The 23377-nt window shown below is 68.7% G+C and carries 21 protein-coding genes; 9 read left to right on the top strand and 12 right to left on the bottom strand.

Annotation, left to right across the window (positions count from 1 at the left end; all coding sequences use genetic code 11):
* Window positions 1-138 precede the first annotated feature (138 nt).
* Together IEY58_RS06795 and IEY58_RS06790 are read right to left on the bottom strand one after the other, a co-directional pair.
* A complete protein-coding gene (locus IEY58_RS06795) occupies window positions 139-1578 on the bottom strand; it encodes a dihydrolipoyl dehydrogenase family protein (protein WP_189043904.1) in 1440 nt (479 codons plus the stop codon).
* Window positions 1579-1591: 13 nt separating this feature from the next.
* Complete coding sequence (locus IEY58_RS06790; protein ID WP_189043902.1) at window positions 1592-2089, bottom strand: DUF302 domain-containing protein; 498 nt, start codon at window positions 2087-2089, stop codon at window positions 1592-1594.
* A gap of 243 nt (window positions 2090-2332) precedes the next feature.
* On the opposite strand from IEY58_RS06790, the gene IEY58_RS06785 reads away from it, so the two are divergent.
* On the top strand, window positions 2333-3505 hold the full coding sequence (locus IEY58_RS06785; RefSeq protein ID WP_189043900.1) for a cyclic nucleotide-gated ion channel: 1173 nt from the start codon (window positions 2333-2335) through the stop codon (window positions 3503-3505).
* Complete coding sequence (locus IEY58_RS06780) at window positions 3502-4362, top strand: class I SAM-dependent methyltransferase (RefSeq protein ID WP_229743539.1); 861 nt, start codon at window positions 3502-3504, stop codon at window positions 4360-4362. Before IEY58_RS06785 ends, IEY58_RS06780 begins: the two co-directional genes overlap by 4 nt.
* A gap of 23 nt (window positions 4363-4385) precedes the next feature.
* On the opposite strand, the gene IEY58_RS06775 is transcribed toward IEY58_RS06780, so the two are convergent.
* Window positions 4386-5291: a DUF4349 domain-containing protein gene (locus tag IEY58_RS06775; RefSeq protein ID WP_189043898.1), complete on the bottom strand. Its 906-nt coding sequence runs from the start codon at window positions 5289-5291 to the stop codon at window positions 4386-4388.
* Window positions 5292-5419: 128 nt separating this feature from the next.
* Here IEY58_RS06775 and IEY58_RS06770 point away from each other — a divergent pair, with 128 nt between their 5' ends.
* Window positions 5420-5893 (top strand): MaoC family dehydratase, encoded by a 474-nt coding sequence (locus tag IEY58_RS06770; protein ID WP_189043896.1) that lies wholly within the window; start codon window positions 5420-5422, stop codon window positions 5891-5893.
* 109 nt (window positions 5894-6002) lie between these two features.
* Here the strand turns inward: IEY58_RS06770 and IEY58_RS06765 are convergent, their stop codons facing one another.
* The 5 genes from IEY58_RS06765 to IEY58_RS06745 form a co-directional block, all read right to left on the bottom strand.
* A complete protein-coding gene (locus tag IEY58_RS06765) occupies window positions 6003-6314 on the bottom strand; it encodes a hypothetical protein (RefSeq protein WP_189043894.1) in 312 nt (103 codons plus the stop codon).
* Between the two features lie 325 nt (window positions 6315-6639).
* Entirely contained in the window at window positions 6640-7374 is a 735-nt protein-coding gene (locus tag IEY58_RS06760; RefSeq protein WP_189043892.1) for a metallophosphoesterase family protein, read from the bottom strand.
* 45 nt (window positions 7375-7419) lie between these two features.
* Window positions 7420-8823, bottom strand: coding sequence for a phospholipase D-like domain-containing protein (locus IEY58_RS06755; protein ID WP_189043890.1), 1404 nt, complete (start codon window positions 8821-8823; stop codon window positions 7420-7422).
* A gap of 13 nt (window positions 8824-8836) precedes the next feature.
* On the bottom strand, window positions 8837-11701 hold the full coding sequence (locus tag IEY58_RS06750) for an ATP-binding protein (protein ID WP_189043888.1): 2865 nt from the start codon (window positions 11699-11701) through the stop codon (window positions 8837-8839).
* 12 nt (window positions 11702-11713) lie between these two features.
* Window positions 11714-12133, bottom strand: coding sequence for a VOC family protein (locus tag IEY58_RS06745; protein WP_189043886.1), 420 nt, complete (start codon window positions 12131-12133; stop codon window positions 11714-11716).
* A 330-nt stretch (window positions 12134-12463) separates the two neighbouring features.
* Between IEY58_RS06745 and IEY58_RS06740 the strand changes: the two genes are divergently transcribed.
* Complete coding sequence (locus IEY58_RS06740; RefSeq protein ID WP_189043884.1) at window positions 12464-14083, top strand: peptide ABC transporter substrate-binding protein; 1620 nt, start codon at window positions 12464-12466, stop codon at window positions 14081-14083.
* A gap of 23 nt (window positions 14084-14106) precedes the next feature.
* Here IEY58_RS06740 and IEY58_RS06735 read toward each other — a convergent pair whose 3' ends face one another.
* Entirely contained in the window at window positions 14107-15042 is a 936-nt protein-coding gene (locus IEY58_RS06735) for a hypothetical protein (protein ID WP_189043882.1), read from the bottom strand.
* Window positions 15043-15070: 28 nt separating this feature from the next.
* On the bottom strand, window positions 15071-17134 hold the full coding sequence (locus IEY58_RS06730; protein ID WP_189043880.1) for a mechanosensitive ion channel family protein: 2064 nt from the start codon (window positions 17132-17134) through the stop codon (window positions 15071-15073).
* Window positions 17135-17276: 142 nt separating this feature from the next.
* Between IEY58_RS06730 and IEY58_RS06725 the strand changes: the two genes are divergently transcribed.
* The 3 genes from IEY58_RS06725 to IEY58_RS06715 all read left to right on the top strand — a co-directional run bounded on the left by IEY58_RS06725 (window position 17277) and on the right by IEY58_RS06715 (window position 20139).
* On the top strand, window positions 17277-17870 hold the full coding sequence (locus IEY58_RS06725) for a TetR/AcrR family transcriptional regulator (protein WP_189043878.1): 594 nt from the start codon (window positions 17277-17279) through the stop codon (window positions 17868-17870).
* Window positions 17867-18757, top strand: a complete 891-nt coding sequence (locus tag IEY58_RS06720; protein WP_189043876.1) for a haloalkane dehalogenase — start codon at window positions 17867-17869, stop codon at window positions 18755-18757. The genes IEY58_RS06725 and IEY58_RS06720 overlap by 4 nt, the downstream gene beginning before the upstream one ends.
* Before the next feature lie 155 nt (window positions 18758-18912).
* Complete coding sequence (locus IEY58_RS06715; protein WP_189043875.1) at window positions 18913-20139, top strand: MFS transporter; 1227 nt, start codon at window positions 18913-18915, stop codon at window positions 20137-20139.
* 3 nt (window positions 20140-20142) lie between these two features.
* Here IEY58_RS06715 and IEY58_RS06710 read toward each other — a convergent pair whose 3' ends face one another.
* Window positions 20143-21090, bottom strand: a complete 948-nt coding sequence (locus IEY58_RS06710) for a GlxA family transcriptional regulator (RefSeq protein WP_189043873.1) — start codon at window positions 21088-21090, stop codon at window positions 20143-20145.
* Window positions 21091-21211: 121 nt separating this feature from the next.
* Here IEY58_RS06710 and IEY58_RS06705 point away from each other — a divergent pair, with 121 nt between their 5' ends.
* Window positions 21212-22009, top strand: coding sequence for an SDR family NAD(P)-dependent oxidoreductase (locus tag IEY58_RS06705; protein ID WP_189043871.1), 798 nt, complete (start codon window positions 21212-21214; stop codon window positions 22007-22009).
* 16 nt (window positions 22010-22025) lie between these two features.
* Here the strand turns inward: IEY58_RS06705 and IEY58_RS06700 are convergent, their stop codons facing one another.
* Window positions 22026-22637 (bottom strand): CGNR zinc finger domain-containing protein, encoded by a 612-nt coding sequence (locus IEY58_RS06700; protein WP_189043869.1) that lies wholly within the window; start codon window positions 22635-22637, stop codon window positions 22026-22028.
* 23 nt (window positions 22638-22660) lie between these two features.
* On the opposite strand from IEY58_RS06700, the gene IEY58_RS06695 reads away from it, so the two are divergent.
* Window positions 22661-23374 (top strand): AzlC family ABC transporter permease, encoded by a 714-nt coding sequence (locus IEY58_RS06695; RefSeq protein WP_189043859.1) that lies wholly within the window; start codon window positions 22661-22663, stop codon window positions 23372-23374.
* Window positions 23375-23377 lie beyond the last annotated feature (3 nt).

Raw genomic sequence — 23377 nt, 5'->3', positions numbered from 1 at the left:
TTTCGACATCTGGTAGGCGCCGACCGCGCTGCGGCGATTGCCACGAGAAGTAGTCTAGGAACAGCGGCCGATTCGGGTAAACAAGAAATCAGACGAGCCGGCGCCCTCGCGCTGTCGAGACGCAATAAATTTCTGCAACTAGCCGAGTTTGGCCAGCCAGCGGACCAGCCGTCTCGTGCCGGCGCCGAGCAGCTTCGGGGCGAAATAGCCGCCGGCCGCGCGTTTTGACGCCTCGCCCAAGGTCGGATAGGGCGTGATCAGGCCGGCGAGGGCGGCGACCTTCAACCGCTGCGCGATCGCGAGCTGCCAGATCTGGATCAGCTCGTCGGCATTCGGGCCGACGATGCCAGCGCCCAGGATGCGGCCGCGAGGGGTCGTGATGACTTTGATCAGCCCGTGCGCTCGCACTTCGGCGCGGGCCCGGTCGTTATCGTGGAAGGGTGAGCGCAGGATTGTCGGGCGGAGACCGGCCTGCCGGGCATCCTGTTCGGAGAGGCCAATTTGCGCCAGGCCGGGGTCGGTCCGGACGATGCGGGGCAGGGCCTGCGGATCGAGCCGGGCGCGCTGCCGGAACAGAATGTTGCGCAGCACGATCGCGGCCTGGACGGCGGCACCGGCGGCGCCGGTATCCGGGCCGATCGCATCGCCCAGCGCATAGATGCGCCGGTTGCCGGTACGCAGGTGCCGGTCGACCGCGATGCCGTTGGAGCCGACAGCGACACCGGCGGCCTCGAGGCCGAGTTGGGCGAGCTCGGTCCGCCGCCCGGCGGCCACGAGCAGGTGGCTTGCAACGATCGTCTCCGCCGCGGCCGGCGGCCCGACCGTGAGGTGCAGGGCGCCGTTGACCTCGGCGACGGCCTGGACCGGCGTTGCCGCGCGCATCTCGATGCCCTCGGCCCGAAGGCGCAGGAGCAGCAGGTCGACCAGCTCCGGATCTTCGTCGGCGAGCGGCGCGCCGTCGGCGATCACGGTCACCGCGCTGCCGAGCCGGCGATAGGCCTGGGCCAGCTCGAGCGCGTCGGCGCCGCTGCCGAGCACGACCAGATGGCCTGGCGCCCGGTCGGGCATCGCGAGCGTTCCGGGCGTCAGGAACGGCACGCGGTCGAGGCCGGGGATCGGCGGCCGCACCGCCCGCCCGCCGGCGGCGATGACGAAGCGTCGGGCGGTGATGGTGCGCGCGGGATCGCCGAGGACGAGCCCGTCGATCGTGATGCTGGAGGGCCCGACGAAGCGGGCGTCGCCCTCGAGCAGCCGGACGCCGAGCGCTTGCAGCCGCTCGGGCGCGCCGGCGGCTGCCGCCGTCGCAACCACGGCTTCGATATGGCGCTGCACCTGGGCGAGGTCCGGCGCCGCGGCGAGCGGGCCTAATTCCAGGTCGGCGGCACGGGTGATCCGGGCGGCGGTGTCGGCCATCGCGAGCAGGGTCGAGACGGCGAGCTCGGCGCCGGCGCCGTCCTCCGGCGTGCCGTTGCCGATAAGGGCGACGCGGACGCCCAGCAAGGCGGCGCCGGTCGCGACCGCAACGCCGGCTGCCCCGTTGCCGATGACACAGATGTCGGAACGCTCGACCTCGCCCAAGACGGCCCGATCCCTATTCGCCGACCGCGTCGTCGATGACTTTGGCGAACACCTGGTCGAGCTCGCCGGCCAGGCGGTCGAGCTCCGGCATGTCGTAGAGCGCGAAAATCGAGCTCGGCGTGCGGTAGACCACGGCCGAGGTGCGGTTGCCATTGTCGACGACATAGAGCCGGATCGGCATCTCCATGCCGGCCAACTGATCGACGCGGAGGATGCGGCCCCAGTAATCGCCGCTCGACACCAGGATCACGCTGGCGCCGGTCTGGCCGCGGCCGCCGGAATTGACCGTGGCCACGAGCGTCAGGCCGTTGGCGCGCACGGATTTCTCGAGCCGCCGTACCGTGTCGGCCTGCGGATAGCCGGTCTGCAGCGAGATCGTGCCGGGGTAGGGGCCGACCGATTCGGGCTCGCTCTCGTCGGCCAGAGCGGGTGCGGCCATCGCCAGGGGCAGCACAATGAGCAGCGGAACCAGCGCAAGGCGCCAGCCCCAGCCGAATGCCTTCTGCCCCATCGCTCCCCTCACTCCCGCCCCGGAACGTACACCGCGTCACCTCTATACCCTGGCAGTGTCGCGCGCGATCCTATGATGACACTCGCCACAGGAGAATTCTCGGGAGTGTGGTTTCCCAGTCGACGCAACTGGGTCGCCGCAACGGGGCCGCCGCAACTGGGCTTGCCGAGCGTGCGCGGGGGCGCCATCCTGCGGTCCGACCGGGCCCCCCTCTGGAGTGGCGCCCGCCCCGCCGGAGCGTCAATGAAGGCCCTCGAAACCCTCATTCATCGGATGATCGACGAGCATGCGCTCACGCGCGCAACGCTGATCTATCGGATGTTCGATGCGTTGCTGGTGCTGATCGGCATCGGGGCCGCGATCGCCGGGACGCAGCCGAGCCTGCCGCCGCACGTCGTGACCGGCTGTCTCTACGCCATTGCCGTGATCTGGGCCTTGTTCGTGCTCGACTATCTGAGCCGCCTCTGGGTCGCCCCCTTGGACCGCGATCTCAGCGGTCAGTCCGTCTGGGCGGTTCGGCGCGAATGGATAGGCTCGCGCATCGGCATCATCGACCTCGTGACGGTTTTGCCGATCGCGCTGGGCGCGCTCGTCGCCGACTGGACACCGACCGGCGCGCCGCTGCTCGCGGTGCTGTGGATCGCTCGCTTCGCCCGCTACACGACCGGCCTCGACATGCTGTGGCGGGTGGCCGTCCGCGAGCGGCAGCCGGTGCTGGGTGTGTTCCTGATCTTCCTTCTGGTCCTGCTGGTCGCCTCGGTGCTTGCCTATCACGCCGAGCGCGAAGTGCAGCCCGACCGGTTCGGCAGCCTGTCCATGGCGCTCTGGTGGGCGGTGACGACACTCACGACCACCGGCTATGGCGACACGGTGCCGCTGACGCCGTTCGGCCGGCTGCTCGGCGGCATCGTCATGGTCTGTGGCATCACCGTATTCGGGCTTCTGGCCGGTATCCTTGCGACCGGCTTCTCGAACGAGCTTCGGCGGCGCGACTTCTTGCGCAACTGGGACCTGGTCGCCCAGGTGCCGTTCCTGCACGACGTCGGACCTGGCGCCATCGCTGATCTTGCCAACATGCTGCGCCCGCGCGAGGTGCCGGCACGCACCGTGCTGGCGCGGCGTGGCCAGCCGGGCGACTGCATGTATTTCATCGTGCAGGGCGAGGTCGAGGCTGCGGTCAAGCCGAAGCCGCAGATCATGGGGCCGGGCGAGTTCTTCGGCGAGATCGCGCTGCTGACCGGCGGCCCACGCACCGCCACGGTGGTAACGCTGAGCCAATGCCAGCTTCTGGCGCTCGATATCGCCGATTTCCGGGCGATCGCCGCGTCCCGGCCGGAACTGCTGGCGGTCATCCAGACCGAGGCCGACCGGCGGCTCGGGCTCGGCGGCCGGGCACAACCCGCGGAGAAGAAATGATGAGCGAGCCTATCGAGACTTTGCACGAAAACCAGATCGCCTATTGGAACGGCGCCGGCGGCGATCATTGGGTGAAGCGTCAGGAGCTGACGGACCAGGTGCTGGCGCCGGTGGCCGAGATCGTGCTCAACCGGGCCGCGGTCGCGGCGGGAGAGCGGGTGATCGATGTCGGCTGCGGTTGCGGGGCTACGACCAGCCTGCTCGCCGAGCGGGTCGGTGCCACGGGCGCCGTACTCGCGGCCGACGTGTCGGCGCCGATGCTGGCGCGCGCCGAGCAGCGGCTCGCCGACCGGCCGACGGTCTCGTTCGTCTGCGCCGATGCGGCCCGGCATCCGTTCACGCCGGGGTGGGCCGATCTCTTGTTCTCGCGCTTCGGCGTCATGTTCTTCGGCGATCCGGCGGCTGCCTTCGCCAACATGCGCCGCGGCCTCAAGCCCGGCGGACGGGTCGCCTTCGCCTGCTGGCGCAAGCCGGCCGAGAACCCGTGGATGATGGTGCCGCTCAATGCCGCCTACGAGCATGTGCCGCCGCTGCCGAAGCCGGGGCCGGAGGATCCGGGGCCGTTCTCGTTCGGTGATCCGGAGCGAGTGACGCGCATCCTCTCGACGGCCGGCTTCGAGAACGTGGCCATCGAGCCGGTCGATCTGGCGCTCGACCTCGCGTCTGGCGGCGGCGTCGACGCGGCGGTCTCCTATACGCTCGACATCGGCGCCACCAGCCGGGCGCTCGACGGCGTTTCGGACGAGATCCGCGCGGCGGTGACGGCCTCGCTGAGGCGAGTGTTCGTCCCCTATGCCGACGGCGGGCGCGTGCTGCTGCCGGCGGCCATCTGGATCGTCAGCGCCAAGGCACCCTGAGCCGACTGATCAGGCGCGCCCCATCAGGCGCGCCGGCGGCGGCGGAAGACCTGGCGCAGCACGGCCAGCAGGGTGAACGCTACCGCGGCGATCACCAGCCACGGCACGGCGCCGATGGCGAAGTGCAGCGCCGCCGCCGTGTTCTGCCCCAGCACGGTGCCGGCGTTGCGCCAGACCTGGCCGATCGGGCCGGTCATGGTCTCGGGCGTCGGCTCCGCCGCGAGGTTGATCGTCAGGAGCTCGGTTGCGACCTGCTCGTTCAGGTGCTTCTGCTGGGCGGTGATCGTCTCGATCTGGCTCTGGGTGTTCGACAGCTCCTGCTCGACCTTGATCAGGTCCTCGACCTTGGCGTCCGCCCGCTTGGCGAGCGCCGTCAGCCGGTCGCGATAGTCGGTGAGCTGGGCGAGCCGGCGGTCTACGTCCTGGATCGCCGTGGTCAGGTCGTCGGCCGAGGTGTTGCGCGAGCGGAGCTCGATCGCCCCCGGCGCTTCGCCCGGCACGGGGGCGGCGATGCCCTGCTCAACGGCGGCGACCGCATCATGGGGCACGCGCATCGTCAGGCCAGCGTGCGGCGGCCGGCCGTTCCGCGGGTCGCCTGCGTCGATCGAGGCGTTGACCAGCACGCAGTTGGCGGTGTCCGCCAGGCACTTGTCGCGCGCCCGCGCATAGCGCGGCGCCACGCTCGCCGCCGGCATCTCGTATTCCAACCAATGGTGATAGGCGAGCTTCGGGCCGTTCGGCACGTCGGCGACCTTCATCGTGGCCGCGGCCGGCGCCATCATGCGGCCGCCGGCCGAGCCGCTGCCGCTATTGCTGCTCGTCGGGCTCTGGTCGCAGCCGGCGAGGACGAGGAGGCCCGCCATCAGGGCGGCGGTGGGTAGGGAGCGCAGGCGCATGATCGGGATGTTCCAGAGCGGAGGAAGGGGCATTACGCGGCGCGTCATTGCGAAGGTGGAGCCTAGGCAGGCAATCTGACGGGAATATGGCGATGCGGAGGAACAGGCATGGCAAAGACAATTTCAGCGCGAGGCGGGAGTTCAATGCGAGGGGCCGGGCGATGATTTTCACCCCACCTGCGGTGCCGGTAACGCCGGTCAGAGGCTTCGAGGAGCTCTCGGTCGGGCAGCGCTTCCAGCTGGGCAGCGTCACGCTCGACCGGTCCGACACGATCGGCTTTGCACGTGATTTCGATCCACAGCCGTTCCATCTGGACGATGCGGCGGCAGCGAGCTCGATGTTCGGCCAGCTGGTCGCGAGCGGCATGCATACGATCTCGGCCATTTTTGGCCTGTCGGTCCGGTCCGGCGTGCTGAAGGAATGCAATCTCGGCGGCAGCGGCATGACCGACGTCAAATGGGTGCGGCCGGTCCGGCCGGGCGATGTGCTGAGCCTGGAACTGACGGTGCTGAACCTGATCCCGTCGACCCGGCGGCCCGATCGCGGCACCGTCCATATCCGCTACGACGTCACGAACCAGGAGGATCAGCCGACGCTGAGTCTGGTGCTGCACCACATCGTGGCGCGCGTTTGACGGGGACGGTTCTGATCGGAACGGCCGCGACGACAGAATGATGCGGCTTTAGGTTGGTCGGAAGGAGCGCTGGAGGCCGGACGAGCCGGCCTCCAGCCGGTGGCCGTCATTACGACTGCTTGACGGGCGCCTTGGTGGTCTTGTGCGACTTGTGCGAGGCCTTGTGAGCCTTGCTCGTGTGCTTCTTGGTCTTGTGGCTGGCCTTGGCCGGCGTCGACTTCTGGGTCGTGCTGGCCGCCGGAGCCGAAGCGGTCGGGGCCGGAGTGGCAGGGGTCGTGGCGGCAGGGGTCGTGGCGGCAGGGGCCGTCGCGGCCGGGGCCGGCGTCGCGGGGGCGGCCGGAGAGGTCTGCGCCAGCGCCGCGAGCGGCAGGGCGACGGACAGGCTGAGCGCGGCGGCGGCAAGCTTGTTGAAGAAACGCATTTGGTCGGTCTTTCCAATGCAGCGATGGGGAGCATCCGGCCGGGCTGCTGCAATCACCCGGTTGCTTACACAACGGGGCAACCCCGGGTTCTCTTTCCCACATGACAAAGATTTAACCTGACCTGGATTTTGCCGGGCCGGCCCTGGCGCGAGAATGCCCAGCGGCCGGCCCGGGATCTGTGCGGTCCGGCAGGCGGTTAGACCAATCCCACGGGCCCGACACGAGCCTCACGACCGTACATGTTCATGTTATGTTCTGCAAGGGCAAAGATGTGACATCGCCGCGCTGTCATCGCCGCGCTGGCATCGCCGGTCATCCTCGCCGCTAGACCCGGCCGGTCCTGAGCGCGCGCGCCCAGTCGGGCCGGCCGTTGGCTTCGGCCTGGCGGGCTGCTGCCTCCCAGTCGTAGGGAATGGCGCGGAAGTCGACCGCGACGGTATCCGTCGTCACCTCGACGATGGCATAGCGCGCGTGCGGCGCGCCCATCTCGACAGGGTGCGGGACTGGCTCCTCGTCGCTATAGGCCTGCAGGCCGACGCTGCCTGGATTGACGATCACGCGGTCGTCGGCAGTGTGTGCGAGGCGCGGCGTGTGGGTATGGCCGCACAGGATGAGCCGCGCCCGGGTGTCGGCCGCCCGTTCCTCGATCTCGGCGGCGGTTGCCGCCCGCGCATAACCCGGCTCGGGCGTCTCTAAGAAATAGACGAGATCGCTCGCGGGCGTGCCGTGGACGAGCAGGATATCGCCGTCGAGCCGGAGCGTCGCTGGCAGCTCAGCCAGCCATTCCTTCTGGTCCGGGCGGAGCGTCGCTGCCGCATGCCGGTCGGACGCCCCCATGCGATCGGGCGCGAACGTCAGGACCTGCCGCTCGTGATTGCCGCGAATCGTCGGCAGGCCGAGCGGCCTCAGCCGATCCGCCGTCTCGCGCGGCCAGAGCGGGCCCGAGACGATGTCGCCCAGGTTGACGGTGAGGTCGACACCGCGCGCCGCGATGTCGGCCAGAACGGCGTCGAGCGCCAGGAGATTGCCGTGGATGTCGGCGATGACCGCGATCTTCATGCCCGCGACGATAGCAACGCACAGGCAAGGGCGGAACCCCAGCCGCTACATGCCATAGGTCGCCGGGTCGAGCGCGAAGGCGTGGCCCTGCCAGTCAGGATCGCCGGCCGCGTGCTTGCGGCGGTTTTCCCGGGCGATCTGCTGGTAGAGCTTGAGCGCTGCGCTGTCGTCGAGCGCGCTCGTGTCCCGGCCCAGATGTTCGTCCAGCAGATCGATGCGGAGCGCGCGGGTGAAAGCCGGGTCCCAGACCGAGACGTTCATCTCGCCGCTGCCGTAGAGCGAATTATGGTGCAGGTTGGCCGAGCCGATCGTCGCCCAGGCGTCGTCGACCAGCATCAGCTTGTCGTGAACATAGATGTCGTGGCGCGGGCCCAGCCCGGCGCGGCCGGCGAGGCCCGCGAGCGTAAAACCCTCGTAGCGGCCGAGGGCGGCCAGCCGGTCGAACTGCTCCCGACGCTGGCCCGCGCGCCGGGCCAGCGTCACCCAGTCCTCCGGCACGCCCGGGACGAGCGCCGTCACGGCGACGCCGCGCGCCAGCGCCGCTTCGAGCCGGGCCGCGATCTCGGCGATCGGGATCGCCTGGTTCTCGATATAGATCGAGCGTCGGGCAGCCTCGATCGCGCGTGTGTATTGCTCGAGGATCGAACGCTCGCCGGCCGCGATGTCGAACGGTGGGGCGCCGGGTGCTGCGTGCCCGTCGCCGTAGCAGCCGGGCGAGATGGTGCGCTGGACCTGCACGCGGCTGGTGCCGCGTCCAGCGGAGGTGCAGCTCGGGAACTCGAGCGCGTCGCTGCCAGGATAGTCCAAGGCCGTATGGCCCCAGGTGCCGTCCGGCGCCCAGCACTCGCTCGCCTCGTTCCAGCGCTGGACGAAATTATGATGCACGTCGGTCGCCGACGGGCCGGCGAGCTCGACATAGGCGTCGTGGATCCGGCTCATGTCGGCGTGGTCGCGCGTGCCGAGCGCCCGGTGGTTGATGTTGATGCCGCCGACGAAGGCGAGTTCCGTGTCGTGGCCGGCATCGATCAGCCAGCTCTTCTGGTGCTGGCAATAGGTCGTGGGCGACCGGTCCCAGCGAATACGGAAGCGCGAGCCGCGGGCGGCGAGCAGCGCCCGGTCCTCGGGCCGTCCGGCGAAGGTCCGGCCGTAATGCTCGGTCTCGGGATTGGGGCGCCAGAACAGTACGCGCACGTCGACGCCGCGGGCGACGGCGCGATCGAGCAGGTCGAACAGCGTGCCGCGCCCTTGGGGCAGCTCGACCTCCGGCGCCATGAAGGTGACGGTCAGCCAGACGCTGTGCCGGGCCGCCTCGACCGCGGCGCCGATGCGGGTGAAGGCCGGCACGCCGTCGACGAGCGGGCGGATGAGATTGCCGTCACGCACCGGATAGCTGCAGGCGGTTGCGGCCGGGATATATGCGGCCGGCTCACCCAGCGTGGCCTCGTTCAATCGAGCCCCCCGGTCAATCGAGCGCCCCAGTCACCCGGGCCATGGCGCGGAACAGGGTCGGCGGGTCGACCGGCTTGGTCACGTAGTCATCCATGCCCTCGGCAAGATAGCGTTCCCGGTCGCCGGACATGGCATGCGCGCTTAGCGCCACGATCGGGATGCGCGCCTTGCCGTCCGGCAGCGCGCGGATGAGGCGGGTCGCCGTGGCGCCATCCATTTCCGGCATGGAAATGTCCATCAGTACGAGGTCGAAGGAATCGGTGCGGACCGCCTCGACCGCGGCGGCGCCGGTCTCGACGAAGCGCACCCGATGCCCGCCGCCGGCGAGGATGCCGCCGATCACCATCTGGTTGATGTTATTGTCCTCGGCCACCAGCACCGACAGGCTGCGCAGGATCGGCGGCGCCTGGTCGTCGGTCAGGTCGCTGCCGGCGCCGACCAGGCCGCGCTCGTCCGCGGTCGAGAGGGTGAGGCGCAGCCAGAAGGTGCTGCCGCCGCCGGGCGTGCTCGAGACGCCGAGCTCGCCGCCCATCAGGTCGGCGAGCTGCTTGCTGATCGCGAGCCCGAGGCCGCTGCCGCCGTATTTGCGCGAGGTGGACGCGTCGCCCTGCGTGAAGCGGTCGAACAGCCGCTCCTGCATCTCCCCCGGGATGCCGATGCCCTCGTCGCGCACCTGAAGCGTCAGCATGCGCTTGCCGTCCTTGGCCGGCGTGGTCGAGACGATGATCGAAATCGTGCCCTGGTCGCTGAACTTGATCGCGTTCGACACCAGGTTCAGCAGGATCTGGCGGATCCGCGTCGGGTCGCCGACGAGCGCTCCCACGGGGCCGGTCGGGTAATCCACGGTGAGTTCGAGGCCCTTGGCCCGGGCACCGTTCGCCATCAGCGACAGGACCTGGTCGACGAGCGCCTCGGTCGCGAAGGGGATGCCCTCGAGCGCTACGGCGCCGGCCTCGAGCTTCGAATAATCGAGGATGTCGTTGATGATTGCGAGCAGCGCCTCGGCCGACTGCGCGATCGCCTTCGTGTAGCGCAGCTGGTGCGTGTCGAGTCGGGTCTCGAGCAGGATTGCGGTCATGCCGATCACGCCGTTCATGGGCGTGCGGATCTCGTGGCTCATGTTGGCGAGGAATTCGCTCTTGGAGCGGTTCGCCGCCTCGGCGGCCCGCCGCGCGCGTTCGAGCGCGTTGGCGGCCGCGATCTGGACCGAGATGTCTCGGGCGCAGCCGCGATAGCCCATGAACGCGCCGGACGGGCTTTTGAACGGCTTGCCGCTCAGCGACAGGTTGTAGGTGGCCCCGGCGCGGGTGACCGTGACATGCCAGTCGTGGAACGCCTCGCCCGCGGCGAGCCGGATCCGGCGCTCCTCGGCCTGGCGTGAATCGTCCTCGAGGCCGAGCCTGTCGAGCGTCGAAAGGTTGCCGGTCGAGATGCCGAGCGCCTCCGCCCGGTCTGAAACATAGGTGAACCGGTAGATATCGTCGGTTTCCCAGAACCAGTCGGACGCGACCTCGGCGAAATCGCGGAAGCGCGTCTCGCTTTCGGCCAGGCGTCGCGCGCTCTCCTTCAACGGCGTGATGTCGCGCGAGACGCTGACGACGCCGCCGTCGGCCGTCGGACGCTCGGCTGTGTCGATCGTGCGGCCGTCCGGCAGATCCTGCTGGAGGCGCTGGGGGGCGGAGCGCATCTGGTCGAGCCGCCAGCGGATCCAGCGCTCGCGCGCCTCCGGCGTCTCGACGCCGCGCAGATTGTGCGAAGCGCGCTGCGCCAGCTCCTGGAAGCGGATGCCGGATCTGAGCAGCGGCTTCAGGTGCGGGAAGACCTGCAGGTAGCACTCGTTCCACAGCACGACGCGGTCCTGGCTGTCGTAGAGGATGAGCCCGTCGGCCATGGCGTCGATCGCCTGGCGCAGGCGCTGCTCGGCCGCGGCCTGGCGGCGCAGGAGGAAGCGCAGCGCCAGCGTGAAGCCGAAGATCATGACAGAGCCGAACACGCCGGCGCCGAGATAGATTGCGCGCTGCGCCTCGATCGCGCCCATCACCTCGTCCTCGGACAGGCCGACGATCGACAGGAGTGGCCCGCGCGGCACCCGGGTCGCGACATAGATCCGGCGTACATGATCAAGTACGCTTTCGAGCACGGCCGCCCGGCCGCTTGCCTCCTCCGCGAAATGCAGGAGGGGCGTGCCCGAGATGTCGGCGGTGGCGAGGTCGGTCGCAACCGAGCGGGCGCGGACGCCGCCGTCCTCGCCGACCAGCATGACCATGCCGTCCTTGCCGAGCGACAGGTCGCTGTAGAAGCGCTTGAAGTAATCGGGATCGACCGAGGCGACGGCGATGCCGCCGAAGCTGCCGTCCGGCTTGTCGATCCGCCGCGTCATCTGGATCGACCATTTGCCGGATGCCCGGCCGAACACCGGCCGGCTGATGAACAGGCCGGTGACCTTCCGGTCGGCATGGACACGGAAATGCTCCCGGTCGGCGACATTGACGGTGGGTGCAGCACCGATGCTGCTCTGGACCATGGTGCCGGCGGCATCGGTGTAGGACACCTGCAGCACGAGCTCGTTCACGAGCAGGCCGCGGTTGACCATCTCGGCCATGTGGAACCGGCTGCCGTCGCGTTCGACCAGATAGGCCAGCGTGCGCAGCATCTGGTCGACGCTGTCGACCGCCCGGTCCGTTTGCTCGGCGACCGCGGTCGAAATGTTGCGGGCATCGCGCTCCGCATCACTGCGAATCGACCGCGTCGCGTCCTCGATCAGGAAGACGATGCCGATCCACAGCAGGCCGGCGAGCACGATGCCGCCCAGGATCGTCAAGCGCTCGTTGCGCTTCAGGCGATCGGCCGGACTCCGGTTGAACGGTCCGATCGGCAATGGCGTCGCCCTTTACCAGCTGCCGGTATTCGACATCGAGGCCCAGGGCTCGGCGGGAGGAAGGGCCGGGCCAGCCTGCAGCAGCTCGATGGAGATGCCGTCCGGCGAGCGGACGAATGCCATCCGGCCGTCGCGCGGCGGCCGATTGATGGTGACGCCATTGTCCTGAAGATGCTTGCAGGTCGCGTAGATGTCGTCGACGGCATAGGCCAGATGACCGAAATTGCGGCCGCCGGTATAGGCCTCCGGATCCCAATTATAGGTCAGCTCGACCATGGCGCTCTCGTCGCCGGGGGCGGAAAGGAATACAAGCGTGTAGCGGCCCTGTTCGTTTGTCGTGCGGCGGATTTCCTTGAGGCCGAGCTTGTTGCAGTAGAAGTTCAAAGAATCTTCCAGATTGCTTACTCGCACCATGGTGTGGAGGTACTTCATCGATTCTCGTCTCCGTTGCAGATCGTCGCGGCTTTGTTCTTCTCCACGCGACCGATGCCGCTTAGGAGGAATGGTAGGCCGGACGTTTGAATGATCGGTGGCGGGTCCGCGCCACGGAGGGCGGCGGGCGGGCGTCCAGGGAGGCGCCTGGGGCGAATATGGTCCCAATTTTGCCCTGACCGGAGACGAACGGAAAGACCTTATGTGGTAGTAACCGACAGTGTGACGGTTCCGCGACGTTTTTCCCTTCGAACCTGGCGGGTCGTCGTGCCATGGTCCGGCCGAATCGTTTCAATGGCCGGCGTTTCAATGGCCGGGATCGAGGGTTTCGTGGTCGGAAGTTTCGGACGGGTGTGCGGGGCAGTGCTCGCCGCGGCGGCTCTGGCGGGGGCGGTCGAGATGGCGCTGCCGGGAACGGTGATCAGCCAGGCCGCGGCCGAGACGGTGTTTCGTCGCGGCCATCAGGCCGAGCCCGAGTCGCTCGATCCGCAGAAGGTCGACAGCGCCGAGGAAAGCAACATCCTGCTCGACCTGTTCGAGGGGCTAACGCGGATCAGCGGCAAGGGCGAGATCATTCCGGGTGTCGCGAGTTCCTGGGACGTGGCGCCCGACGGGCTCAGCTGGACGTTCCATCTCAGGCCCGAGGCCAAATGGTCTGACGGCTCGCCCGTGACGGCCGGCGACTTCGTCTATGGCTTCCGCCGCGCGGTCGATCCGGCGACCGCCGCCCCCTATGTCTCGATCCTCTACGAGATCGTGGACGCCCGCGCCATCAGCGACGGCAAGGAGAAGGACTTGGGGCGGCTCGGCGTCACGGCGCCCGACGCCCATACGCTCAAGATCGCCCTCACGGAGCCGACCGCGTTCCTGCCGGGCGTGCTCGCCCTACCGATCGCCTATCCGATGCCGAAGCAGGCGATCGAGGCGGGCGGCGCGCAATGGACGCGGCCGGGCAAGATGGTCTCGAACGGCGCCTACAAGCTCGATTACTGGGAGCCGCAGCAGGAGATCCGCCTCGTCCGCAACCCGGACTATTGGGATGCGAAGTCGGTCAAGATCGACACGGCGCGCTGGCTCGTCGTCGAGTCTGACGAGACGGCGTTCAAGCGCTTCCGCGCCGGCGAGCTCGATTTCTCGCGCATCCCCGTGACCGAGATGGCGTGGGCGCGCAAGAACATGGCGGACGAGCTGCATCCGGACGTCAACATGTGGACGGCCTACATCATTCTCAACGCGGCGAAGCCGCCGCTCAACGACCCGCGGCTGCGCCAGGCGCTCGCCATGACGCTCGACCGCGAGACGCTCGCCGAGAAGGTCGATCCGCACGGCGAGGTGCCGGCCTACGGCCTGGTGCCGCCCGGCATTCCCGGCTACACGCAGCAGCCGCCGGAATGGATGCGCCTCTCCAAGGCCGACCGGCTCGCCAAGGCCAAGGCGCTCTATGCCGAGGCCGGCTACGGCCCGGACAAGCCGCTGAAGCTCGAGCTGATATATCCGACGACCGAAGGGTCGAAGCGCTCGACCACGGCGATGGCCGGCATGTGGAAGCAGGCGCTCGGCGCCGATATCACCATGTCGAACGAGGAAAACCAGGTGGTGCTGGCCCAGACGCGGCATCACGATTTCCAGATGTCGCTCTACGGCTGGATCGCCGACTATCCCGATCCCTGGACCTTCCTGTCGATCTTCCAGTCCGACTCGGGCGATCTCAACACGTCCGACTACAGGAACCCGGAGTACGACCAGCTGCTGCGCAAGGCGACGGCGACGCTCGATCCCGCAGCGCGCCTCGAGATGCTGGAGGCGGCGGAGCGGCTCATCTCGCGCGACACGCCCGTCATCCCGCTCTATTACGACGTCCGGCCCTATCTGGTCTCGACCAAGCTCGCGGGCTATCAAGCCAATCCGCTCGACATCCACCCGACCCAGGACCTGGCGTTCAAGCAATAAGGCGGGCAAGCAATAGTGCGCCGTCAGATGGCGGCGCGGGCCTTGTCGTATTCGGCCCGCCAGTAGTCGTCGAAGCCGGCAGGGTAGGTCGCGGCTTCGGCGAGGGCGGTCTCGGCCCCGGCGGCATCGCCCAATGCCTTCAAGGCGCGGGCGAGCGCCAGCAGGTGGAAGCAGGCATCGACCGGTTCGGGCTCGTTGGCCGCGATCAGGGCCAGCCCGTGGCGCGCGTGCTCGGCCGCCGCCGCTGGCTGGCCGGTTGCATTGAGCGCCAGCGCCATCAGGTAATGCGCCCGCTCGTGGTGGATCCAGCTGCCGACCGCATGCCAGCAATGGAAGCTGAGGCGCGCCACGCGCTCCAGCACACGCGCCGGCTCGCCGGCCGGAACAGGGCCGGCATCCAGGATCGTGCTTGCGATGTTGTTGGTGGCGATGGCGAGGAAGCGGACGAGGTCCGGCGGCCCCTCGATCGCTTCGGCGCGGGCGACCCAATCGTCGAGCACGGGGAGCCAGGGCAGAATCTTGTCCCGGCCCATGTCCTGCTCGATCACCAGCAGGCGGATGACCGCCGCGCAGTCCGCTGTCGGCGCATCGAGTGCCGAGGCCAGCGCCGCTTCGGCCCGGGCCGCCTCGAGCGCGTCGCCGGCGAGGACCGCCGCCGCGGCGAGGCAGCGGAGCATGTCGGGCCGCGGGGCGCCGGCCGCCGCAATCGCCTGGCGGCAGATCAGCAGGGCCTCGGGCCAGCGCTTCAGCAGCCCGCCCAGCACATGGACGCCAAGCCGTGCGAGCTGCGCCAGATCGTCCGGTGCGGCGAGGCTGGCCGGCAACGGCAGCAGCATGTCCCGCGCACGCCAGGGATCGTCGTCATGAATGCGCTGCGCTTCGGCCAGTTGTTCTTTGGCCAGCTGTTCTTTGGCCAGCTGTTCTTTGGCCAGCTGTTCTTGGGGCGTGCGGTCGGTCATGAAAACGCTTCCTCCGGGGCGGGGGAGATCAGGGCGGATTGGACGCGGTCGCCGGTGGATTGGCGAAGGCGATGCCTGCGGCGGCGAAACGCTGGATGATCCCGCGCATCGCCTGGCGCCTCAGCACGGTCGGGCGCCCCGGGCGCGCGGTGAATTTGCAGCGGATCATCACGGCAGCCTGGGTCACGTCGGCCACGCCCTGCATCTTCAGCGGCTGGATGAAGTCTTGGCCGAATTCGGGATCCTCGAGCAGGGCCAGACCCAACTGCTTGATGGTCTTGCGCACGAGCTCGAGGTCCGATTCCGGAGCGATGTGCAGGTTGAACTTGATGATCGCCCAGTCGCGGCTGCTGTTCGTCACGGCCTGGATCTGGCCGAACGGAATGGTGTGGACCTGGCCGTTCTGGTGGCGCAGGCGCACGGAGCGGATCGAGATCGCCTCGACCGTGCCCTTCAAGCGGCCGGTATCGATGTATTCGCCCAAGCGGAACGCGTCGTCGATCAGGAAGAACAGGCCGGCGATGACGTCTCGCACCAGCGCCTGGGCGCCGAAGCCGAGCGCAATGCCGACCACGCCGGCGCCGGCGAGCAACGGGCCGACGTCGACGCCCAGGTCGCCGAGCGCGATCATCGTGCCCAGGAAGAAGATCGCGATGGCGAGGACGTTGCGGATGAGCGGCAGCAGCGTCGCGAGCCGGGTCATGCTCGTCTCCACGGCGCCGTCCTCGTCGATCGGGCTGCCGGGATGATGCGGCGCGCGCTCGCGGAGGAAGCCGCCGATGGCGCTCCATGTGAGCCAGGCGAGTGCCAGCGTGATGGTGGCCCGGAAGAGCGGTCTCAGCACCGTTGCCGTGGCGCCCGTCGCGTCCGGATCGAACACGTCGAAGCCCCAGAGGGTAGCGAGCCAGGCGAAGCCGCCGATCAGCACGACCATGTCGACGGTGCGGTTCACGACTGGCTGCCACCAGCGCACCTGGTCATGACGGCCGTATTCGGTGATGAAGCGCTGTTTCGCTGCCCACGCGAGCGACATGCCGACGATGACCGCCTGGAGCGCGCCGGCCGCCTCCACGGTCCCCGTCCCAGTCCCGCTGCCGAGTGCATATTGCTCGACCGCCAGCAGGAAGATCGTCCAGGACAGGAGAATGAACACCCAGTGCCAGAGGGCTGCGGCCAGCCGGCGGCCGAGGCGCGGATGGTCGCCGCCCGCGACCAGGATCGCGGCCGAGACCGGGGCCCGGACATGCAGGAACATCGCGGTCTTGTAGAGCGTGATGATAAGGCCGAAGCCGACCGCGATATCGAGCTGCAGATCCGCGTCCGCGCCGAGCCGGGTGGCGAGCCAGGCCGCGGGAATGAATACCATGGCGTAAATCAGATAGGGGCCGACCCAGCGATAGACCCGGCGCGCGCCGGCGTCGACGATATAAAGCGGCCGTGCCGCGGGCAGGCCCGGCGACAGGACCAGCGCCAGAAAGCCGGTGGCGATCCGCCAGGTGACCGCGCTGTCGATCACCCGGGCCGTCGTCGCGATCAGCAGCGGCGAATTGCGGCCGATCAACCCGCCGCCGAGCCGCACCACGGCAATGAAGCTCACGAGACCGGCGGCAAGCCAGACGAAATGGTGCAGGAAGGCGCGGTCCAGCCGCATGTCGGGCCGAATCCGCAGGCGGGGGATGAGTGCCGGCACGGCGGCACGGATGAGCAGCTCCAGCAGCCAGGCGCCGACGATCAAGCCCAGGAGCCGCAACCAGAAGCCGCCGCCGGATGACGGCTCGGCTGCGAGCGCCGCGGACCAGCGGGCGGGCAACTCGGCCAGTTGGGGCGCCTTCGGTACCGCTTGCGCCAGCCGCGCCAATATCCGGTGGATCACGGGTTCGCTGGGCAGGTTCGGTTGGGCGGGCGGGACAATGGCGGCGCCCTTGCCCTCCAGGCCGGTGACGAGCTCGCGCACCTGGTCGGCGGTCATGCCCGGCGGCAACTGCAGCACGATTGCGGGCTCGCGCTCGTGCTCGGCCGGTGCTGCGCGCGGCGACGCGAGCGGCGTCAGCAGCAGGAGGACCAAGAGACCCAGCGATAGTCGCGCAGACAAGATATCTCCGTTCGTTCCCGTCGCCTTGCGTAGCGGCGGCCATCAACTTGCCCGATGTCGCGCGGCGGCGACAGTGCGGCGGCGATTCTCGCCTGATGCGAGATATGCTTGATCTGTTTACGTACGTTTGTATTATATCGATATGGCACGCCCTTCGATCCGCGAAAACCTCGTCCAGGCCGGCTTGCACATGCTGTGGCAGCACGGCTATGCCGGAGCGCCCGTGCGCGACATCACGGATCTGGCGGGTGCCCGGCCGGGCTCCTTCACGAACCATTTCCCGTCAAAGGAGCAGTTCGCCGAAGAGGTGCTCGATCGTTATTTCGCCTATGTCGGCACTCTGGTCGCGGCAGCGCTCGCCGATGACGGGCCGTCGCCGGCTGGGCGGCTCCGGCGTTATTTCGATCTGATCACTGACAAGCTCGCGGCCGAGAGCTGGGCGCGCGGCTGCATGATCGGCAACTTCAGCCTGGAGGTCTCGCCGCACAGCGAGGCGCTGCGCCGCCGCCTGTCGCAGATCTTCGAAGAATGGCGTCGGCCCTTCGCGGCCTGCATCGCCGAAGGCCAGGCGGCCGGAGAGATCACGGACGCGTGCAGCGCGGACGACCTCGCGGATTTCCTGCTCTCTAGCTGGCAGGGCGCCATGCTGCGCATGAAGGTCGACCGCGATCCGGCACCGCTCGACCGGTTCAAGAAGATCATTGGTGCAACCCTGTTCGCAAAGGCTTCGCCATGACGCATCACGAGATCGCGGTCCTTGGGTCGACCATGTCCTATATCGAGGCCGGCAGCGACGGCCCCACCGTGCTGTTCCTGCACGGCAATCCGACCTCGTCCTTCATCTGGCGCAACATCATTCCGCAGGTGGCGCCGGTTGCGCGCTGCATTGCGCCGGACCTGATCGGCTTCGGCCGGTCGGGCAAGCCCGACATCGACTATCGCTTCGCCGACCACGCCCGCTATCTCGACGCCTTCATCGCCGCCCTCGGCCTCGACCGCCTGGTCATCGTCGCGCAGGACTGGGGTACGGCGCTCGCGTTCCACCACGCCCGACGCCGGCCGGAGACCATGCTGGGCCTGGCGTTCATGGAATTCATCCGGCCGTTCGCCAATTGGGATGCATTCCATCAGAGGCCACAGGCGCGCGATCTGTTCCAGGCAATCCGCACGCCGGGGCAGGGCGAGCGGCTGGTCCTCGAGGACAATGTGTTCATCGAGCGCGTCCTGCCCGGATCGGTCATCCGCCCGCTGGCGGCGGCGGAGATGGACGCCTATCGGACCCCGTTCCCGACGCCCGAGACGCGGAAGCCGATCCTGCGCCTGCCGCGCGAACTGCCGGTCGCCGGCGAGCCGGCCGACGTCCATGCGGCGAGCGGTGCAGACCATGCGGCGCTCGCCGCTTCGACCTACCCCAAGCTCCTGTTCTGCGGCGAGCCGGGCGCGCTCGTCTCGCCGGCTGCGGCGGCCGAGTTCGCCCGCACGCTCAAGGATTGCCGCGTCGTCAATCTCGGCCCCGGCGCCCACTATCTGCAGGAGGATCACCCGGAGACGATCGGCCGCATGGTGCGCACTTGGCTCGTCGAGGCGGGCATCGCTGCCGAGACCGGGCACGTACCCGCGTGAGCCCGCGGGCAGATCGCAGGCAACCAGCATTATTGGTCGATCTGTCGCATGAAGGCGGGACGATTTCGCTGCAACCCCGCCTTGCGTAACCGCGCATAGGGGCGGTCGGACAAAGCCCTGTAGGCTGAAACCGCTCGTCTTGCTCGGGACTGTCGATGTTTGTGCTGAAGCCGCTCGCGCGGCGACCGATCGCGCTCTTGTGGTCCGGCCAGGTGCTGGCCGCCACCGGTTCCGAGTTCTACATGGTGGCCGTGGTCTGGATCGCCGCCGACCTGATCGGGCGCGAGGCTGGCTACGTCTCGGCGGTGCAGGCGGGCGTGCTGCTGTTCGGCAGCCTGTTCTCCGGCGTCCTCACCGACCGCTGGCGCCATGGTGCCACCATGATTGCGGCGGATCTGGCGCGTGCGGTGCTGGTGCTGGTCCTGTCGGTGGCGGGCCTGCTGCACATGATGAGCCTGCCGCTCCTGATCCTGGTCGCCGGCGCGGTGGCGCTCGGCACCTCGGCGTTCGATCCGGCGCTGCAGGCGACCCTGCCGGCGATCGCGCCCGACCCGGTGCTGCGCCATGCCACCAACGGCCTGTTCGACGCGACGAAGCGCATGGCCCGTATCCTGGGGCCGTCGCTGATCGCTTTGGTCAACGGTTTCGTGCCGAAGACGCAGTTCTTCACGCTGACCGCCATCACCTTCCTGCTGTCGGCGCTGGCCGTGCGCGCGGTGAACCGGGGCCTCGGCGAGGCGCCGCAGCGGCGGAGCGTCACCGGGACGGCTGCGGTGATCGACAGCCTGCTGGGCGGCCTCCGGGCCGTGCGCGGCCACGGCCTCGTGATCTATGGCCTCGTCGGCAACATGATCGGCAATCTCACCTGGGCCATGGGCGTGCTGCTCGGCATGGTGCTCTATCTGCGGGCGACCAGCACGGACCCGCTCACCGACTACAGCCTGATGATGACGGCCTACGGCATCGGCAATCTCGGCACCAATCTCATCCTTGCGAGCCGGCGCCCTGGCCGGCCGCAGGTGCAGCTCGTCATTGCCAAGTTCATTTTCGGCACCGGCGTCTTCCTGCTGCCGCTGATGCCGAACCGGGCGATGCTCATGCTTGTGGCCGGCTTCGCCGCGATCAACGGGCCGTTCGAGAACCTGGCGATCCTGCACCTGATCCAGAGCCGCTTTCCGCCGCATCGGCTGGCGCAGGTCTATCGGCTGCAGATGTGCTCGGTCTTCGCCGGCCTGTTCCTGGCCTATACGATCGCGCCCACGCTCTATGGCTGGTTCGGCCTGGCGCCGGTCATCATGGCGGCGGGCGCCTTGACCTTCGCGACCGGGCTCGTCGGCTTGGTGCTTGTGGTGCGGCGCCGGGCGGTTCGGGTACCGGCCTGAGGCCTAGCCGGCGAGGGCTTCCGCCCGGGCATTGCGCCGGATGACCTGTGGCGGCTGGCCGAAGGCGCGCAGGAACGCGCGGCGCATGCGGTCGCGGTCGGCGAAGCCGGTCTGCTCGGCCACCACGTCGATCGGATGGCGGCTCTGCTCCATCATCAGCCGCGCCGCCTCGACGCGCAGGTTCTCGATCGCCTTGGCCGGCGACTGGCCGGTCTCGGCATGGAAGGCGCGGCTGAACTGGCGGGGGCTCAGCCGTGCCGCGTCGGCCAGGTCCTTGACCGACAGCGACGTCTGGAGATTGCGCTTGGCAAAAGCCAGCGCATTCTGGATCCGGTCAGACTTGGGCTCGAGCTCGAGCAGGGCCGAGAATTGCGACTGGCCGCCGGCGCGCCGGTGATAGACGACGAGCTTGCGCGCGACGGCACGGGCGAGCTCCTGCCCCAGGTCCTGCTCGACCAGGGCGAGCGCCAGGTCGATGCCGGCGGTCATGCCGGCCGAGGTCCAGACCGGCCCATCCGCGATGAAGATGCGATCCTCCTCCATCTTGACCTTCGGGTACTGCGCCTGAAGCGCGCGGGCGTGGAACCAGTGGGTGGTGGCGCGCCGCCCATCGAGCAGGTCGGCCTCCGCCAGCACGAAGGCGCCGGTGCAGGTCGCAGCAATCCGGCGATAGCGACCGAGCCCTTGGCGCACGAACTGGATCAGGCCCGGCGTCATCGGCTCGATCTCGGTGCCGCCGCCGACGATCAGGGTGTCGTATGCCGTGTCGTCGAACCGGGTCGTCTCAACCTGGATGCCGATCGAGGTGCGGGTCGGGCCGCCGTCTTCCGACAAGAGGCGCAGGTCATAGACCGGCCGGCCGGCGACGATATTGGCGAACTCGAACACGGAGACGAGAGCAAAGCTCATCACCTGGTAGCCGGGAAAGACGATGAAGCCGATGCGCTGCATGGAACGTCTCCGTGATTATGTCCTAAAACGCCGGATATATGACGTTTGAGACGGACGCGCACAAGCCCACCTCTTCAATCAGCAAACGGCGGCATCCCGCTGCCGGGCTCGGAGAGGAAAAATGAGCAATATCGACAGCAAGGGCGTCGCCCTGATTACCGGCGCGTCTTCGGGCATCGGCGCCGTCTATGCCGACCGCCTGGCCAGGCGCGGCTATGACCTGATCCTGGTCGCCCGCAACAAGAGCCGGCTCGCGGCGCTGGCAGAGCGTCTCACGGCCGAGACCGGGCGCACGGTCGAGACGATCGCGGCCGACCTTAACGACAAGGCGGACCTGGCGCGCATCGAGGCGACGCTCAAGAGCGATCCGCGCATCACGCTGCTGGTCAACAACGCCGGGGTCGGCGGTGCCGGGCCGCTGCTCGCGTCCGACGTCGACAAGATGGACGACATGATCCAGCTGAACGTGCGCGCGCTGACCCGGCTCACCTACGCCGTCGCTCCGGCCTTCGTCGCTCGCGGCACCGGTACGATCGTCAATATCGCCTCGGTCGTCGCGATCTCGCCGGAGACGCTGAACGGCGTCTATGGCGGCACCAAGGCCTTCGTGCTCGCGTTCAGCCAGTCGCTGCAGCATGAGCTTGGCGACAAGGGCGTGCGCATCCAGGCGGTGCTGCCGGGCGCCACCGCGACCGAATTCTGGGACATCGCCGGCCTGCCGGTTCATAACCTGCCCGAGGCGATCGTCATGTCGGCCGACAACCTGGTCGACGCGGCGCTGGCGGGCCTCGACCAGGGCGAGATCGTGACCATCCCGTCCTTGCCTGACAAGGCGGAGTGGGACAGCTACGAAGCGGCGCGCCGTGCCATGTCGACCCGGCTGTCGAGTGCCAAGCCGGCCCAGCGCTACGGCGTCTGACCCGGGCGAGGGCGGCCTACGGCGCCGCCCTCCCGCCGCGCCGCTTCGCATAGGCGCGGCGCGCCCGCTCGCGGTTGCCGCACACCTCGCTCGAGCACCAGAGGCGTGTCCGGTTCGGGCTTTCATCGACGAAGAACCAGCCGCAACCCGTGCCATGGCAGCAGCCGATCCGGCTGGCGTCGATCGACGTCAGCAGGGCGGTCAGCGACCAGAGCACCGGCCAGAGCGGCTCGTCGAGCGCTGCACCGGGTAGATCGTAGAGATAGCTCGTATCTCCCTCGACGAGCGACGGCTGGGCGGGCAGGGCCGCGAGATGGCGATTGAACGTGGCCAGTGTAACGGGCACGCCCTGCATCAACGCCTCGGCTGCGTGCCAGACCTCGGTCCGGAGTACTCGCGCCCGTGCCAGCACGGCCGCGGCCTCTGGCTGCATTGCACGCGGCCGGAGCCGGGCGATCGCCGCCGCCGGCAGCGTCCGGCGATTGCCGCTCCAAGTCAGCAGCGCCGCATAGTCGGGCAGCAGTTCCTGCGGCGCGTCCGACGTTCGCCAATCCATCGTATTGGCGAAATCGAGGCAGACCCGGCCGCCGAAGAATTGTGTTGCCGCGCGCTGAGGGTCCCTTGACATGGTCCTGATCATATCTAATGGTCATGACCATGAAAAGCGCCGAGGCAACCGCCAGACCCTTCACGTTTACGGGCTTCCGCCGCGGCTTCGTGGCGGCGCTGCCGTTCATCCTCAGCAACGGCATCGCCGGCGCGGTCATGGGGGTGGCCTATCGTGGCCTGGGGCTGGGTTTCGTGCCGGCGGTGCTGTTCAGCCTGCTCGTCTATTCGGCGACGGCCCAGGCGGTGACGCTCGGGCTCTGGGCCCTGCCGCCGCCGATCGCGGCGATGATGCTCGCCTGCGTCGCGACCAACGCCCGCTACCTAGTGATGGGCGCACACCTCCGGCAGCTGTTCCACGACCTGCCGCGCCGGCTCATGCTGCCGATCCTGGCGATCCTGGGCGATGCGTCGTGGCTCATGACGGTCGCGGAGGCGGACAAGGGCCGGCGCGATGCGGGCTATCTCTTCGGCTGCAGCGTGCCCATGGCGATCGGCTGGATCGGCGGCACCGCGCTCGGCTATCTGGCACCGTTGACGCCGCACGGGCCGCTTGCGGTCGGTGCGGCCTTCCTGCCGCTGGCATTCGTTGCCGCCCTGCTGCCGACGCAATGGCGTGGGCAGCGCAGCCTCATGCCCTGGGCGCTGTCCGCTGCGGCGGCCGTGACCGTGGCCGGCACGCTCGGCCAGAGCTGGGCCATGCTGATCGGCGGCGGTGTCGGCACGCTTGCGAGCGCGCTCCGGGGTGACGATGCCTAACTG

It is taken from the genome of Aliidongia dinghuensis (assembly GCF_014643535.1).
Classification (GTDB): Bacteria; Pseudomonadota; Alphaproteobacteria; order ATCC43930; family CGMCC-115725; genus Aliidongia; species Aliidongia dinghuensis.
This window is presented reverse-complemented; position numbering and strand designations above follow the sequence as displayed.

Excerpts from the sequence above, each read along its gene's own strand:
- IEY58_RS06785 (WP_189043900.1), top strand. The coding sequence starts at position 2,333 with ATGAAGGCCCTCGAAACCCTCATTCATCGGATGATCGACGAGCATGCG.
- IEY58_RS06745 (WP_189043886.1), bottom strand. The coding sequence starts at position 12,133 with ATGAAGTACCTCCACACCATGGTGCGAGTAAGCAATCTGGAAGATTCT.
- IEY58_RS06720 (WP_189043876.1), top strand. The coding sequence starts at position 17,867 with ATGACGCATCACGAGATCGCGGTCCTTGGGTCGACCATGTCCTATATC.
- IEY58_RS06700 (WP_189043869.1), bottom strand. The coding sequence starts at position 22,637 with ATGTCAAGGGACCCTCAGCGCGCGGCAACACAATTCTTCGGCGGCCGG.
- IEY58_RS06770 (WP_189043896.1), top strand. The coding sequence starts at position 5,420 with ATGATTTTCACCCCACCTGCGGTGCCGGTAACGCCGGTCAGAGGCTTC.
- IEY58_RS06765 (WP_189043894.1), bottom strand. The coding sequence starts at position 6,314 with ATGCGTTTCTTCAACAAGCTTGCCGCCGCCGCGCTCAGCCTGTCCGTC.
- IEY58_RS06735 (WP_189043882.1), bottom strand. The coding sequence starts at position 15,042 with ATGACCGACCGCACGCCCCAAGAACAGCTGGCCAAAGAACAGCTGGCC.
- IEY58_RS06790 (WP_189043902.1), bottom strand. The coding sequence starts at position 2,089 with ATGGGGCAGAAGGCATTCGGCTGGGGCTGGCGCCTTGCGCTGGTTCCG.
- IEY58_RS06715 (WP_189043875.1), top strand. The coding sequence starts at position 18,913 with ATGTTTGTGCTGAAGCCGCTCGCGCGGCGACCGATCGCGCTCTTGTGG.
- IEY58_RS06780 (WP_229743539.1), top strand. The coding sequence starts at position 3,502 with ATGATGAGCGAGCCTATCGAGACTTTGCACGAAAACCAGATCGCCTAT.
- IEY58_RS06710 (WP_189043873.1), bottom strand. The coding sequence starts at position 21,090 with ATGCAGCGCATCGGCTTCATCGTCTTTCCCGGCTACCAGGTGATGAGC.
- IEY58_RS06695 (WP_189043859.1), top strand. The coding sequence starts at position 22,661 with ATGACCATGAAAAGCGCCGAGGCAACCGCCAGACCCTTCACGTTTACG.
- IEY58_RS06775 (WP_189043898.1), bottom strand. The coding sequence starts at position 5,291 with ATGCCCCTTCCTCCGCTCTGGAACATCCCGATCATGCGCCTGCGCTCC.
- IEY58_RS06725 (WP_189043878.1), top strand. The coding sequence starts at position 17,277 with ATGGCACGCCCTTCGATCCGCGAAAACCTCGTCCAGGCCGGCTTGCAC.
- IEY58_RS06760 (WP_189043892.1), bottom strand. The coding sequence starts at position 7,374 with ATGAAGATCGCGGTCATCGCCGACATCCACGGCAATCTCCTGGCGCTC.
- IEY58_RS06705 (WP_189043871.1), top strand. The coding sequence starts at position 21,212 with ATGAGCAATATCGACAGCAAGGGCGTCGCCCTGATTACCGGCGCGTCT.